At 36.7% G+C, this 15,258-nt stretch carries 12 protein-coding genes; 9 read left to right on the top strand and 3 right to left on the bottom strand.

The features are described from left to right. Window positions 1-37: 37 nt before the first annotated feature. Window positions 38-487: a ferritin-like domain-containing protein gene (locus GV828_RS00060; RefSeq protein ID WP_166535429.1), complete on the bottom strand. Its 450-nt coding sequence runs from the start codon at window positions 485-487 to the stop codon at window positions 38-40. A gap of 32 nt (window positions 488-519) precedes the next feature. After that, a complete protein-coding gene (locus GV828_RS00055) occupies window positions 520-786 on the bottom strand; it encodes a hypothetical protein (RefSeq protein WP_166535428.1) in 267 nt (88 codons plus the stop codon). Window positions 787-953: 167 nt separating this feature from the next. Here GV828_RS00055 and GV828_RS00050 point away from each other — a divergent pair, with 167 nt between their 5' ends. The 4 genes from GV828_RS00050 to GV828_RS00035 all read left to right on the top strand — a co-directional run bounded on the left by GV828_RS00050 (window position 954) and on the right by GV828_RS00035 (window position 4,093). Beyond that, window positions 954-2,300, top strand: coding sequence for a DUF2130 domain-containing protein (locus tag GV828_RS00050; RefSeq protein WP_166535427.1), 1,347 nt, complete (start codon window positions 954-956; stop codon window positions 2,298-2,300). Window positions 2,301-2,310: 10 nt separating this feature from the next. Continuing rightward, window positions 2,311-2,691, top strand: coding sequence for a PH domain-containing protein (locus GV828_RS00045; RefSeq protein ID WP_166535426.1), 381 nt, complete (start codon window positions 2,311-2,313; stop codon window positions 2,689-2,691). Between the two features lie 117 nt (window positions 2,692-2,808). Then, a complete protein-coding gene (locus tag GV828_RS00040) occupies window positions 2,809-3,729 on the top strand; it encodes a T9SS type A sorting domain-containing protein (protein ID WP_166535425.1) in 921 nt (306 codons plus the stop codon). A gap of 202 nt (window positions 3,730-3,931) precedes the next feature. Next, entirely contained in the window at window positions 3,932-4,093 is a 162-nt protein-coding gene (locus tag GV828_RS00035; RefSeq protein WP_166535424.1) for a hypothetical protein, read from the top strand. A 44-nt stretch (window positions 4,094-4,137) separates the two neighbouring features. Here the strand turns inward: GV828_RS00035 and GV828_RS00030 are convergent, their stop codons facing one another. Then, complete coding sequence (locus GV828_RS00030) at window positions 4,138-5,901, bottom strand: mechanosensitive ion channel family protein (RefSeq protein WP_166535423.1); 1,764 nt, start codon at window positions 5,899-5,901, stop codon at window positions 4,138-4,140. A gap of 655 nt (window positions 5,902-6,556) precedes the next feature. Here GV828_RS00030 and GV828_RS00025 point away from each other — a divergent pair. The 5 genes from GV828_RS00025 to GV828_RS00005 form a co-directional block, all read left to right on the top strand. Further along, window positions 6,557-9,757 (top strand): collagen-like domain-containing protein, encoded by a 3,201-nt coding sequence (locus GV828_RS00025; protein WP_166535422.1) that lies wholly within the window; start codon window positions 6,557-6,559, stop codon window positions 9,755-9,757. A 73-nt stretch (window positions 9,758-9,830) separates the two neighbouring features. Beyond that, window positions 9,831-13,139, top strand: coding sequence for a thrombospondin type 3 repeat-containing protein (locus GV828_RS00020; protein ID WP_166535421.1), 3,309 nt, complete (start codon window positions 9,831-9,833; stop codon window positions 13,137-13,139). 11 nt (window positions 13,140-13,150) lie between these two features. Further along, a complete protein-coding gene (locus GV828_RS00015) occupies window positions 13,151-13,657 on the top strand; it encodes a hypothetical protein (protein ID WP_166535420.1) in 507 nt (168 codons plus the stop codon). Window positions 13,658-13,670: 13 nt separating this feature from the next. After that, the gene (locus GV828_RS00010; protein ID WP_166535419.1) at window positions 13,671-14,945 is read left to right on the top strand and encodes a gliding motility-associated C-terminal domain-containing protein; all 1,275 of its coding nucleotides are present in this window, start codon (window positions 13,671-13,673) and stop codon (window positions 14,943-14,945) included. Between the two features lie 3 nt (window positions 14,946-14,948). Next, window positions 14,949-15,258 (top strand): PorP/SprF family type IX secretion system membrane protein (locus tag GV828_RS00005; protein ID WP_166535418.1); only part of this gene is annotated, 310 nt, incomplete at its 3' end.

Genomic DNA, 15,258 nt, shown 5'->3' with positions numbered 1-15,258 from the left:
TAACAGCCGACGGGACCAAACATGAAAATTTTAAATATTATTGAGCGTCACGCAAAGCCTTTACTCTATCGTGATCGGCTCTTAAACGTTGTTGTTGATTTGTTGCCAATTGACGTTGCGAATCTGAAAGATTTCCGTTAGCGTTTTCTAAAACATCTTCGTAAACTTCCAGCGCTTTATCTTCGCCAAACTCACAAGATTCCAAAATGGCTTTTCTTTCGTTTCCAGCCAAAGCCGCTTTTACGTCCATCCAAGCTCGGAAAAATTTTCCGGTAATTCTGGTTCCATCTTCAGGTTTTCCGCCTAAACGGGTAACTTCGGCATGTAGTTCAGAAAGGTTGTCTTGGCTTGTAGCTTGTAATCCTGCAAATAGTGATTTTAAATCCGCATCAGTAGTTTCTTTAGATGCAGTTTCATAACCTTCTACGCGGTCGTTGTTGATTTCAACTAATTTGTTTAAAGCGTCAATACTTTTTTGATTTTCCATAGCATTTTTTTTTAGTTATATATTGGATTGATTTATTTTTTTGGCAAACTTGCCTCTTCAGCATCTGTAGTGGTAGAATCCGTCATGCTATTTAGGTTTTTTCTCTCGGCATCATTGACGATTCTTGAAACGGTATCGTTTGGATCAGGATTTTCGGGTTGTGCATCGAGGTCAACTTTGGTAGCATCCATTACATTTTCGGGGTTGGTTCCATCATTTTTATTTCCGTGGCAAGAAACGGCTGCCATCAAAAGCAAACACAACAGTAAAAAGGCAGATGTTTTGAGCATGTTTTTCATAGTAACAAAATTTTATTGTAATCTGGAGCAGATTTCTATTTGTAAAGTTCATATTATTTATACTTTTATGTTTTATAAGATTTGGCACAAAATTTCTATGATTTCCTTTTTTGCCAAAAAAATATATCTTAAAAGGTTAATTCAAAATTTAAAATAGGCAACTTTTAATGGCACAACAAGCTTCAATATTATGCCCGAATTGCGGTACGAATGTAGATGTTAACGACATCTTGAAACACCAAATAGAAGATACGCTCAGAAAAGAATTTCAACAGAAATTATCTCAGCAACAGCAAGAATTTCAGTCGAAGGCAGATGCTTTGGAGAAAGCACGAGAAGAATTTGAAACAAAGAAAAAAAAGGAAAACGAAATTTTTCAGGAGCGTTTAGAAAAAGCACGGGAAGAATTTGACTTAAAAGCCAAACGCGAAAAAGCGGCATTGCAGGAAAAGTTAGAGGCCGAAAAACGTGAAGCTGAAAAAGCGATGGCGCTGAAATTGAAGCAACAATTAGAGGAAGACAACCGCGACCGAATTTTGTTGATGGAGAAAGAACTATCGGAAAAGTCCGAGAAATTGAGAGAGTTGAATAAAATGCAAGGCGAAATTTTAAGGCTTCAGCGTGAAAAAGACGAGATGAAAGAATCGATTGAAGCCCAGGCACAAAAGCAATTAAACGAAACTTTGTTGCAAGAAAGAGAAAGAATTCGGAAACAAGAAGAGGAAAAAAACGAATTAAAAATCAAGGAATATCAAAAACAAGCAGACGATCAAAAGAAACTGATTGAAGAAATGAAACGCAAGCAGGAGCAAGGTTCGATGCAATTGCAAGGCGAAGTTTTGGAATTAGCGATGGAAGAATGGCTGGCAAATAATTTTCCGCTGGACACTATTGACGAAATAAAAAAAGGGGCCAATGGAGCCGATTGTTTGCAAACCGTCAACACCTTTGAGTTGAGAAATTGCGGAACAATTTATTACGAAAGTAAACGAACTAAGAATTTTTCGCCGCAATGGATTGAAAAATTTAAAAATGATATTCGTGACAAAAAAGCAAATATTGGGGTTTTGGTCACTGAAGTTTTGCCAAGCGACATGCAAAGAATGGGATTGAAAGAAGGCATCTGGATTTGTACTTACGAAGAATTTAAAGGTTTGAGTGCCGTGTTGCGTCAAAGTTTGATTCAGGTAGCACAAGCCGTTCAATCGCAAGAAAATAAAGGAGATAAAATGGCGTTGTTGTACGATTTTTTAACGAGTACAGAATTTCGGTTACAAATTGAAGGAATTGTGGAAGGATTTAGCCAAATGCAAGAAGATTTGAATAAAGAAAAAAATGCTATGAAACGAATTTGGGCACAACGCGAAAAACAAATTGATAAAGTGATTCAAAATACGATTGGCATGTATGGTTCGATTAGAGGAATCGCCGGAAACGCAGTACAGCAAGTAAAAGCATTAGAACTAGGAAGCGATAATGATGAATTACCGTTTGACGATTCGGAATTAATTTAAAAAAAAATATATGGGATTATTCTCGGCATTATTAGGAAACGCAGGGGCGGTTGGTTCGGAAGAATTACATAAAAAATTTGGTAAACTATTAATTGATGGTGAACGAATAGAAATGGGTTTCAAGCTCATTCGCGATACATTTATTTTCACCAATAAAAGATTGATTTTAGTTGAGGTTCAAGGAATTACCGGAAGCAAAGTAGAGTATAAGAGTGTTTCTTACAAAAATATTTCGCGTTTTAGTGTAGAAACTGCGGGAACATTTGAACTCGATGCTGAACTAAAAATTTGGGTAAGTAGTGAGAACAATCCAAGTATTAAAAAACAGTTTAACAAAAGCGTAAATGTTTACGATGTGCAAAAAGTGCTGGCAACTTTTGTATTGAAATAAATCATTATTTCCTGCGGAAATGCTGGCTAAATCTCGTCTTTTTGGGTTTTATTTATGAAAATTGTAAGAGGTGTTTCAATTGAGGAAATGTAAATTTGTACCAAATAAATTTTTACAATGAAACAACTTTACATTTTGGCGCTTTCGATAGCATCGACAACAATTTTTGCACAACAAACTATTTCATTTGAACAATCCGAAGGATACGAATTGGCTACCATTCACGGACAAAATGGCTGGACAGTTACAGAAGGGGTAGATGGATTGATTTTAAATCAAGTGATTTCTAACGAACAGGCATCTGCTGGAACTTTTTCTTTTAAAAATGCCTATGAATCGGCTTATGGCGATCAATTTGCTCCGATTATTGGTGCTGAAAGAACTTTTATCCAACCAGTTCCGTCACAAAATTTCACGATTTCATACGATGTTCGTGTAAGCCAGCAAGGTTTATCTGACTTTGAATTCACACTTTATACTGTAGTACAAGATGATTTTGGAGATTATTTTGCGCCAATTGCAGGAGTTGGAATTGAAAATAGAGGTTACATTTATTTAATTAAAAATGAAAATTACGGTTTTGATTATGCAAATGAAACCTGGACACCAAACCAATGGATTAATATCAAAATCGAAATTACTACCACAGAAGTTAAGTATTATATCAATAACGCTTTAAGTCACACAATTCCGGTATTTTTGCAGTCGCCAGTTTACGGTTTTAATATGTTGCATAATAATTATGGAGCTAATGCTTATTACGATAATATTGTGATTACAAGCGATAATTTGAGCATAAAACCATTTGAAAATACCGAAGTGTCAATTTATCCAAATCCAACCTCTGGTGAAATTTCTGTACAACTGCCTCAAAATGAAAAAGTGTCTGAGCTTTCTATTTACAATATGATGGGGCAAAAAGTTGCGGTTAAAAATCAGGAAAATTTTGATGTTAGCCATTTAACATCAGGAACTTATTTTCTTCAAATTACTACCGAAGAAGGAAATATTATCACCAAAAAATTTCTCAAAAAATAATACTGAATTAAAAAATGTTTGAAAAGATATAGGCAAGGGTTTTAAAATTTTTAATGTGTAAAGTTTTAAACTTTCAATATATTTTTGATTAAAATTTATCAAAGCACATAATCGCATAAATCTCTATGGAAATTACGTAAATGGGTTTACAGCTTTCTGAGTTAACTTTGTTACTATTAATAATGTTGTAAATTATATAGGTATGAAAATAGAAAATAGCGGACTAATAGAAGAAATGATTTTCTTTGCTTTACTCGATACGGATAATGATGATCGTGAAAAAGTGGACGAACCCCTTGAAGATTGGGGCGACATTGATCCAAATGGTGGCGACGCGCCAACGGCTCCAGGAAGTGCCGTTTAATAAAAATTTCTAAAGAAAAGCTGCTCAATTCGGGCAGCTTTTTTTTAATTAACTTCTGGTTTTTCATAGCCTGAAGATCCTTTAGTTGGATATTCAATTGTATTGCGAAGTTGGTCAATAGTTTCCTGTTTAAATTTCGGCAAGTGCATCTTATTTTCATTTTTCCATTGCTTCACTTTTTCTTCTGTAGCGGATATTTTTTCTGGCGAAATTCCTTCGTCCTGAGCAAAATAAAGTGTTTGTGAAGGAAAGGCAAACCCAGTTCCACTTTCGGCAACTAAATCTATAAATCGTAAGAGTAAATCCTCTCTAACCTCTTGGAAGTCATCAATATCATCAGCTAGAATATAAGAAAATATTTCTATTTTAAGTGAATTAGCGCCTAATTCGGCAAATCTTACTCTAGCGGGATCTGGACTCACTTTAGGATGTGAATATAAGATTTTTCTAAGTTCAACTAATAGAAATCTCAGTTGATCTGGTGTGGTTTCATATCTCAAATCAAGAAAAATATTGAACAAGAATCGATCTCTAAATGTATAATTTTCAATATTTGTAGCAGAAAGAATTCCATTTGGAATTGTAACTACAGTTCTGGCAGTAGTCCTAATTTTAGTGGAACGCATTCCTATTTGTTCTACTGTACCTTTTACATCATTTATTTGACAAAAATCCCCCACACGAATGGGCTGATCTATTACTAAGGTAACACTACCAACAAAATTTTCTACTGTTTTTTGAGCACCTAAGGCCAATGCAATACCACCTATTCCTAATGCGGCAAGTCCAGTGGTTACATCAATCCCAATGGCTCCTAAAATAGCTATGGCACCAAAAATAAAAATGGCAACTTTAAGGGTTCTTTTTAAAAACAAAATAACAGAAATAGCAGAAACACGTCCTCTCACAGTCATTTTATTTTTTGTAATTTCGCTCAATAAGTCGGTTATTCTCCATAAAAAAATCAAGAAAGCTACAATACCTACTAGAACTGTAAGGAAACTAAATCGTTGCCTGATAATAATCGAAATACCGCTTCTTTGAGAAAAATCAACAAAAATCCATACCGCAAAAATTAATTGCAACGGTAATGAAATGGCATTAAGTAAGCCAAATATTTGTCGCTCGGTGTTTTCTTTGCAAATTTTTCTGACAATAAAATTGATTAAACTTGTTAATCCCCATGCTAATACATAGGAAATTGCTAGAATAACAATAATGGCAAGCCAATGACCAATTGGAACACCGGCCAAAATTTTTTCTTTTAAGCTTACGGGTAAAATAGTATTGATTAAAGCACTGTCGTCAATTTTTACAGCGGTAATTGCTTCAATAGTTTCTTGAGAAAATTTCCAAACGGCTCGCATTTCATCACCAGAATTTTCTACTAATAAGCTAACTTTTTCACCATTAATATCTACTGATCCCACGAAATCTAACTCAGGTTCTAAGTCATCGTCAGTTTGTCCAATATTTTTATTGCTAATTAAAGAATAAGGCAAGATTTCACCGCTTTGATCAAGTACTTGTTGAAATTGTTTTACCACACGCTCTCGATCTTTTTTGTTTCGATAGGAACGCTTGAGAGTAAGATATTGACTTGCCCTTTGAAAATCCTGTTCTTCAAAGGCTTTGAAAAATCCACTAACTGTGCCTCGTGGATTTCTCCTACCTAAAGAGTCACCAGGAATTTGCTCAATTGTTGCTTCTTTTACAGGCGTTTCTAATAATTGACTATTTGCAGGATTAAAAGCACCAGATAGTAATATAACTAATAAAGTATAAAATATAATTTTTTGGATAATCATACTGTAGGATCAAAAAAATAAAGATACGATTAGAATTTAAAAAATTATCTTAAAAAAATTGAAACTTGCTATAAAGAAGATGGCTTTAAAATAAAATAGACCCTATTTGTTTTAAAGTTATTAAACTCAGTTTATTTAGATCATGAATATTTAAATTTATGCGAAACATAAGTGTATAACGGTAAATTGCTGCATTTCAATATCTTGAAAATAATGAGAGAAAAATAAGACATAAATGATTTACAAATACGTTTGTTTTTTAGCGAAAAATATTACAAATTATATGGTTTTAGCCTATAAAATATGTATTTCATCGATTTTTTTCGTTTTTTTATCTGTGAAATGGTTTAAGTACTCTAACTTTGTTGCATAATTTTGATAGGACTATTAGGTCGTGAAAAATTCATCCCCATGGATGACTGAAATAATTCCATTGAAATTAACCACCATCACTTATATCAACCACAATTTGATGGCTTGTGTAGCTTATCCCCATCGTGCCGCACATATATTTTTTAGTTTTTAAATGCAGCAATCTCAATTTGCTGTAGTCGTTTCTTCTTGAATTTAAATGTTTCAAGCAGAAGTTAGTCGACTATGAATTGAAGAATTAAAATAATTGTGAGTAAGATTACGAAGAACATATTTAACGTCTATGAAAAATAAATTACTTCCACTAATGTTGGTATTGGGAGCTTATGCTTCCTACGGTCAAGTAGGGATTGGTACATCTTTACCGAATTCCTCATCTCAACTGGAAATTGTCGCTTCAGATAAAGGGGTTCTTATTCCCAGAGTGACTCTAACTAGTTCAGTTGATAACACCACAATCACCAATGGTAATATTAATAGTTTATTAGTATTTAACACGGCTACTGCTGGAGATATTGTGCCAGGTTATTATTATTGGTATGTAGATCGTTGGAGAAGATTGGCAACTTCAGCCGAACTTCCAGCAAATATTGTTATATGGAATCCTACAACCAATCAATTTACATATGTAGATGCAGGTGGTAATATTCAAAATGTTAACATACAACAAATAATTCAGGATAACGAGACATTAACGTCTGCCTCATTCAATCCCGCTACAGGTATATTAGTTTACAACGATGAAAATGGAGTTGCCAATTCTTTAAATTTAGGGCAAATGGTTCCTAATTTCGAGACCTTAACATCTATTTCACACGATCCAATTGCTGGTACAATTACTTATGTAGATGAAAATGGCAATTCAACGGTACTTAATATAGGAGATTTGGTAGGCCCTCAAGGTCCAGCAGGTCAAGACGGACAAGACGGATTAACCCCAACAATTGGTGGAAACGGAAACTGGTTTATTGGATCAACTGATACCGGAATTGCTGCACAAGGACAAAACGGAGCAGACGGACAAGACGGTCAAGATGGATTAACCCCAACAATCGGTGGAAACGGAAACTGGTTCATCGGAACAACCGATACCGGAATTGCTGCACAAGGTCCAGCAGGACAAGATGGAGCAGACGGTCAAGACGGACAAGATGGATTAACGCCAACAATCGGTGGAAACGGAAACTGGTTTATTGGATCAACTGATACCGGAATTGCTGCACAAGGACAAAACGGAGCAGACGGACAAGATGGACAAGATGGATTAACGCCAACAATCGGTGGAAACGGAAACTGGTTCATCGGAACTACCGATACCGGAATTGCTGCACAAGGACAAAACGGAGCAGACGGACAAGACGGACAAGACGGACAAGACGGTCAAGATGGATTAACGCCAACAATCGGTGGCAACGGAAACTGGTTTATTGGAACTACTGATACCGGAATTGCTGCACAAGGTCCAGCAGGACAAGATGGAGCAGACGGTCAAGACGGACAAGATGGACAAGACGGATTAACCCCAACAATTGGTGGAAACGGAAACTGGTTTATTGGATCAACTGATACCGGAATTGTTGCGCAAGGTCCAGCAGGACAAGATGGAGCAGACGGACAAGACGGTCAAGATGGATTAACGCCAACAATCGGTGGCAACGGAAACTGGTTTATTGGATCAACTGATACTGGAATTGCTGCACAAGGTCCTCAAGGTCCAGCAGGTCCTTCAACGCCACAAACAGTGACTCATACTTTGAGTTCTAATGGGAATGTATTGACCAGTACAGTTAATGGAATCAGTCCAACGGCGAACATTATTAATAGCAACAGCTTAGCGCTTTCCGGAAACAATTTAACATCTACCGTAAATGGAATACCATCAAATAGCCTAGATATAAGTACTTTAAAAGTTGAACCTTGGAATATACAGGGTGGTACGACCCAAGCATCTGCTAATACTCAGGATATTTATCAAAATGGAAGAGTAGGTATTGGAAATTTTGCAACGGTAAGTAGTCCTCAGAAACAGTTAGAGGTAAAAGGTAATTTTAAATCTCAAGTTTCTTCTGGAGGTAATATTTATGGTATGGAAATCGACAACGCATTAGTGCCTGGAACGCAAGTGTCTTCCACCTATTGGCTTGGTGCAAATGGGTCGTATAGGGTAGGTGCGGTTCACTCTACATCAGCGTTTATCACCTCTGGAACAAACGGATCAAATCCAAATTCTGGTGTTGAGTCTATCATTTCTACAGATGATCTTCGCTCAACAGTTTCATCTAGAGATAAGAGCGGAAGTTCAAAATCTGAGGTGCGTACTGATGCATCTGGAAACTTCTTTTTAGAAAGCTATAATGTTGGGGCAAATTATGGTACTACGATTTCGTTGCTTAACGATGGCTTACGTTTAAGACATACTAATACAAATGGAGCGTTAAATCCATTCCCGGTAAATAATATGTCAGAGATTTTTATACAAAAAACAACAGGTGTACGTTTTAACTTTAGAGATTCGGGAGGAGCTCAAACTGGTGAATATTGGTTCCCAACTACAACTGGAAATAGCGGTCAGGTAATGACACAAACAGCTTCAGGAAATATTATTTGGGCGAATCCTGCTGCAAACAACATCTACACGGCTAATGGTTCTATTGTTCCAGCTGGTGGGGGTACAGGAATAAGAACTGCTACGCTAAACGGCAACGAGTTACGCTTTGTAGGTTCTGCACAAAGAACTAGAATGGCATCTAATGGTTCTCTTATTCAAGAAGGCTTAGCTAATACCGCTGATATTACAGTAAAGTCTAATGATGCAAACTCAAACGGCAGAGTAACAAATTTATATCTACAATCATTTGATGATAATTCTGCTCAAGTTTTTGCGGGAGAAGGTGCAACCAGTTTGACGCTTGGAACACATAACACTTTTGTACCTTCACCAATTAGGTTTACAACGAACGAGGTTGGAAATACAATTTCTTCAGAAAAGATGCGACTTACACCAACAGGAGAACTGCTTATCAATGCAGTAGTTACCCCAACAATTACAGTAGGTGCTTCAACGATAACACCAAAATTCCATGTAGCAGGTGATATCTCTACAACAGGTAAAATTTACACCACCAATAGTGTATATGCCGATTATGTTTTTGAAAAATATTTCAATGGAAAATCCAACATTAATCCAAACTATGAGTTCAAGTCTTTAGATTATGTTAGAAATTTCATTAAAGAAAAAAACCACTTACCTGGTGTAGAATCAATTTCAGATTTATCCAAAGCAGAAAACGGCTATACATTTGATATGACCAAGTTAACCATTCAAAGCTTAGAGAAAATTGAAGAGTTGTACATTCACACAATAGAACAACAAGATACCATAGATAAACAACAATCCGAAATCGAAGCGCTTAAAAAACAAGCCCAAGATACACAAGAACGTTTAAACCGTTTGGAAGAATTGTTGTTAAACAAAAAAAACTAATTATGTGTTGCAATACTTTATCCTATCGGTAAAGTATTGCAACTTTATAATTGCTCACATTAAATAATTAGTGATGACAAAAAATTATCTTTCATATTTATTAGTATTAATATCCATACTATACTTTGGTTATAGCGCAAAAGCCCAAATCATTCAATCCTATGATTTCAATACAGGTGCGCAAGGCTGGAGTCTCCAAAACGGTACTACTGTTACTGGCGGACGAATATTTATGGATGGAGGTAGCACCAGATTTGCCTCTTCTCCTACTTTTAGTTTAGTAGGCATAGCGCAAGCGCAAGTTTCTGTTGACTGGAATTGTGTGGACTCAAGCGGAGGCTTCGAATCAGACGATACAATTAGCGTATCATATTGGACTGGTTCGACATGGGTAGTACTTTGGACTCGAAACGGCGATCAAATTTGTCCAAGTTCGGGTAATAATCAAACGGGCAATACAGGAAATATTTTGCTTCCGGCAGGCATTACCTCAACGGCTATACTTTTAACCTCAACTGCAAATTCTTCTTCAGAAGATATTTATTGGGATAATGTAATTATAAGCCAACCAGTTAATCCATGTGATGCGGTAGCTTCTGGAAATCCAGATGCAGACGGGGATGGTATTAGTGATAGTTGTGACTTAGATGCTGATAACGATGGAATATTAAATGATAATGAAAGAACATGTACAACATCGGCATCTATTGCCTTAACATCATCTAATAGCGTCGCCACAAACGTTTTAAATGGAACAAATCCACAGGGAGCGATTGGAACTAATAATATTACACTTGTAAACTACCTAAATTCAAATCAGATATCCAGTCAAGATATTAGTAACGAACATAGTGGTCAGATTGGGCAATCTGGGCAATTTGCAATTAGAACCAGTCAAAGTGAGACAGATTTCTCTGAACGAATAGGCTCTCGTTACACTTTTGAATTTCCTATTAAAAACTTAACATTTAGCCTTCTCGATGTGGATGATGATGATGTAGTGATTGTAAAAGCATATGATTTAAGTGGTAACATCATTCCTATAACTACTTCTATTTATACTTTATACAGTCCTACTAATATTGCTACTCCAATTATTAACAATACTTTCTCTGCCGTTGGTCAGCCTGCGAATGAGGGAAATAGAGGTCGTATTGATTTGAATTACACTGGTTTTACAATAGCTTATGTCGAGTTTGAATATTATGATGAGGATGGTGGCTCTTATTCAGTTTATAATCTTAGAGGAAGTTTTTGCACCGATATTGATACTGACGGAGATGGCATTCCCAATCACCTTGATCTAGACAGCGACAATGACGGTTGTCCAGATGTTATAGAAGGTGGCGCTAATTTTCAGTCAGGTGCTAGTTATATTTCAGTTAGTAGGTTAAATACTGCTGTCAATTCAAGTGGTGTGCCAGCGGTTCCAACGGCAACTCCCTCTATTACGGGTTATACACAAGCCGCTGGGCAAGTAGTAGGAACATCTGCAGCTGCAAATCCTGTTTTAGTTGTCGGAACCGCTTCAGCTAATCAGTCAATTCCATCGGGAACAACCCCGACAGCTTTAACGTTAACGGGAGCTACGGGAAGCATTCAATGGCAAGTATCATCAGATAACATAACATTCACTAATGTTGCTAGTGGTGGAACTTTGGCTACTTATAACCCAGGAGTATTAAGTGCTACAAGTTACTACCGCGCAGCTGTTTCGAGTGTAGGCGGTTGTGTCGGCACATCAAACGTAGTAACTATTACCGTTTTTAACTGCTCAACTGGATTGGACTCTGATGCTGATGGTGTGGCTGACGTCTGTGACTTAGATGATGATAATGATGGTATCTTAGACGCCAATGAGGGATATTGCGCAACCCAAAGTGTTTATACTATGGATATGAATGCAACTTTGGCATCTGCAAATGCTACTTTCAATGTCAGTGGTGCAACGTTTAATTTGGTTTACACGTTAACATCAGGTACGCCCGTTTCGGGATTAGGGAATACCTTCAATGTTCCATTTACATATTCAGATTTGAATAATCAAGCAAGTACTGTAAATCATACTTGGCAAGGAGTAGGACTACCTTTTACTACAGTTTTAGGTATTCGACCGCTTACATCGTCTCTGTACACTAATTTGCCAATTAATAATACTAACACAGAAAATTCTAGTGTGGCTCCAAATCCTAGTTCATTAGATTCTTACATGAGGACCTTTTTAGAACAAGGCTTTGTTGATAAACTAGGTACTTTTACGATTTCTGTTGGTAATTTACCTAATGTAAGCGGACCGCTGTCCTCATTTAGTAGCCATACTGGTATAACTAATTACGCGTCTTTTAGGGCAGTTGCTGCAAACAACATTGTGAGAAGTGCAATTTTTGCAAGAAATCAACTTCAGCCAATTGTCAATCCATCTTCGGCAGCAAATAGTCAACCATCTTCTATTATGTATGGTCAATCGTTTATTTACGACTATACAGCGCTAGATGACGGCTCTGGCTCATTTGCTAATAATCTTGGAGAACAAGGTTTTGTTATGATTGCTCAAAACACAATTACTTACTGTAACCATAGTGATACAGATGGTGATGGAAAACCTGATTATTTAGATTTAGATTCTGATAATGATGGCTGCCCAGATGTTATTGAGGGAGGGGCTAATTTTCAGTCAGGAGACAATTATCTTACTGGAGATAAATTAAATACTACTGTAAATTCAAGTGGTGTTGCAACTGTTCCAACAGCAACACCTGCAATTACAGGCTATACACAATCGGCTGGGCAATCAGTAGGAACATCTGCAGCTGCAAATCCAGCTGCAGCAGCTGGAACCGCTTCTGCAAACCAATCAATTCCTTCTGGTACAGCACCATCAATTTTAACATTAACTGGATCTTCAGGTACCATTCAATGGCAGGTATCTTCAGACAATATTAACTTTGCAAACGTAGCAACAGGTGGCACTTCGGCTACCTATAGCCCTGGCATAATCACTTCAACCAGGTATTACCGTGCGGCTGTAACTAATACAGGTGGTTGTACAGCTACTTCAAATGTAGTAACAATAGAAGTTTGTACCTATTTGCCTAACAATAATCCAGCTGATAGTTTCACAAAAACAGGTATTTCTGATATCCAAGGATTTGCCGGAGGAACAACAGGTTGGCCAGGAAACGTACCAAATGGGTTTATAGCCATTGAATCAAGAAATAAAGGTTTTGTAATTACTAGAGTTGCAAATACTTCTGTCATTACAAATCCTGTCCCAGGAATGTTAATTTATGACCTTTCCAATAGCCCAACACCTTGTGTAAAGTTATACAACGGATCGATTTGGAAATGTTTAGAAAAAGATTGTAGCGGTGCAACTAATTAAATTTTTTTAAGATGAAACAGTATTTTTTAATCGCAATAGTTAGTTTAGGAATTTACGACAACGTAAATGCACAAACAGTTATCGAACAACAAACAACTACCAGTGTTTCGGCACTGCTAAATTTTAAAACAGGAACTACTAACGGTCTTATTTTACCAGCTGTTCAAGCATTACCTACAACTCCTGCGAATGGCACATTTTTATTTGATAGGAATGACAGTAAAGTAAAAATGAGACAAAACGGAGTATGGGTAGACTTGTCGGCAACAGGTAATTCATCAACCTTAGTTGGATATAGTGGTACAGTAGAAAATAATAAAAAAACTGTTATTGGTGCAACAGAGTCAACTGCTGATGGCGTATTGGTGTTAGAATCGACTAATAAAGCGTTAGTATTGCCGCATGTAGCAAACCCACATTTAACGGTTAAAAGTCCTTATCCCGGAATGATGTGTTATGATACTAATAGAAAAGCGCTTGCCGTTTTTGATGGAAATGTTTGGAATTACTGGAAATAAAAAATCGATTTTAATGAAAAATCTTATTCTAATAACACTGTTGCTAATTTCTGCCAATAATATTGCGCAAACTACAAATATCGGCGAAGTAACCGTCATGCCCAATACCATTATTTCCACTGTAGCCGCATTTGATAATCAAGCTACAGGTACATTTGTTAATGATGGGGAATTTTACGTTTACTCTCATTTTAATAATGATGGACTCGTTTCATTTACACCAGGGTTAATTTCAAGCTTTACACGTTTTCAAGGAACAAATAATCAATTAATTGATGGAAGTGTTCCCGCAGATTTTTATGACGTGTTTTTCAATAATCCAAGTAACCAACCTGCATTTCAATTAGCAGGTGAAATGAGAATTTTTGGTACAACTGATTTCTTCAACGGTATCGTAAAAAATGATGATTTTGGTGGATTAATGGTGTACCAAAATACTGCAAACCACGTCAATACCGATAATGATAGTCACGTAGATGGGTATGTGCAAAAAAACGGAAACGAACAATTTACTTATCCCATTGGAGATGGAGGTTATTATCGCTTTGCGCAAATTTTACCTACCTCGCCTAATAATAGTGCAGATAAATTTACAGGAAAATATTTTTTAGAAAACTCAAATGACCTCTATCCGCATCAAAGTAGAGTAGGAAACCTTCTTAGGATTGATGACCAAGAATATTGGACAATGGACAGAACCGAAGGTCAAACAGAAATAATGTTAACTCTTTCTTGGGATCAAACCACAACACCGGATTTCATTTGGGGTGATTTGAATCCTAGTATTCCCGAAAACGAAACCATTACCATTGCACGATGGGACGAAACGCAAAATCTTTGGGTGGACGAAGGAGGAATTGTAGAAATTGGTGCTAACGGAATTGGTACAGGAACAGTCACTTCATTTTTTACAACTTCAGGTTTCGGGGTTTTTACACTGGCAAAAGTAAGACAAAGAGTAGAACCAGCAGGAAATATTGTAATTTATAACGGTGTCACTCCAAATGGTGATGGATTAAACGATTATTTTATTATCGATGGAATCAGAAATTATCCAAACAATAAAGTAATGATATACAACCGTTGGGGAGTAAAAGTTTTTGAAACCACAAGTTACGATTCTAACGGAAACGTATTCAACGGTTATTCCGAAGGAAGAGCTACCTTCAATCCTGAAGACCGTTTACCTTCAGGAACATATTATTACATTCTTACATACGAAATTCCTGGTAGTACTGGTAACAGAAACATCGAAAAAGCAGGTTATTTATATATAAACGACAAATAGGTTATGCAAATTAAATATAAATTCATCGCGTTAGCACTACTCACAATCGCTCCCGCTTTCGCCCAGCAAGATGCACAGTACACACAATACATGTACAACACCATCAACATTAATCCGGCTTATGCGGGAAGTCGCGGTGCGATGAGTTTTTTCGGGTTGCACAGAACCCAATGGGTTGGACTCGATGGTGCTCCAACCACTAACGCCTTTTCGATGAACACCCCAATTAACAACACTAATTTAGGGCTTGGACTTTCCTTTGTCAACGATAGAATTGGTCCAACAGACGAAAACGCAATTTCGGCAGATATTT

Source organism: Flavobacterium ichthyis, from assembly GCF_009915155.1.
Classification (GTDB): Bacteria; Bacteroidota; Bacteroidia; order Flavobacteriales; family Flavobacteriaceae; genus Flavobacterium; species Flavobacterium ichthyis.
The sequence above is the reverse complement of the archived record's forward strand: the minus strand, read 5'-3'. Positions and strand labels throughout refer to the sequence as shown.

Bases quoted from the DNA above. Each gene is read 5' to 3' on its own strand.
- GV828_RS00060 (WP_166535429.1), bottom strand. From the start codon at position 487: ATGGAAAATCAAAAAAGTATTGACGCTTTAAACAAATTAGTTGAAATC.
- GV828_RS00055 (WP_166535428.1), bottom strand. From the start codon at position 786: ATGAAAAACATGCTCAAAACATCTGCCTTTTTACTGTTGTGTTTGCTT.
- GV828_RS00050 (WP_166535427.1), top strand. From the start codon at position 954: ATGGCACAACAAGCTTCAATATTATGCCCGAATTGCGGTACGAATGTA.
- GV828_RS00045 (WP_166535426.1), top strand. From the start codon at position 2,311: ATGGGATTATTCTCGGCATTATTAGGAAACGCAGGGGCGGTTGGTTCG.
- GV828_RS00040 (WP_166535425.1), top strand. From the start codon at position 2,809: ATGAAACAACTTTACATTTTGGCGCTTTCGATAGCATCGACAACAATT.
- GV828_RS00035 (WP_166535424.1), top strand. From the start codon at position 3,932: ATGAAAATAGAAAATAGCGGACTAATAGAAGAAATGATTTTCTTTGCT.
- GV828_RS00030 (WP_166535423.1), bottom strand. From the start codon at position 5,901: ATGATTATCCAAAAAATTATATTTTATACTTTATTAGTTATATTACTA.
- GV828_RS00025 (WP_166535422.1), top strand. From the start codon at position 6,557: ATGAAAAATAAATTACTTCCACTAATGTTGGTATTGGGAGCTTATGCT.
- GV828_RS00020 (WP_166535421.1), top strand. From the start codon at position 9,831: ATGACAAAAAATTATCTTTCATATTTATTAGTATTAATATCCATACTA.
- GV828_RS00015 (WP_166535420.1), top strand. From the start codon at position 13,151: ATGAAACAGTATTTTTTAATCGCAATAGTTAGTTTAGGAATTTACGAC.
- GV828_RS00010 (WP_166535419.1), top strand. From the start codon at position 13,671: ATGAAAAATCTTATTCTAATAACACTGTTGCTAATTTCTGCCAATAAT.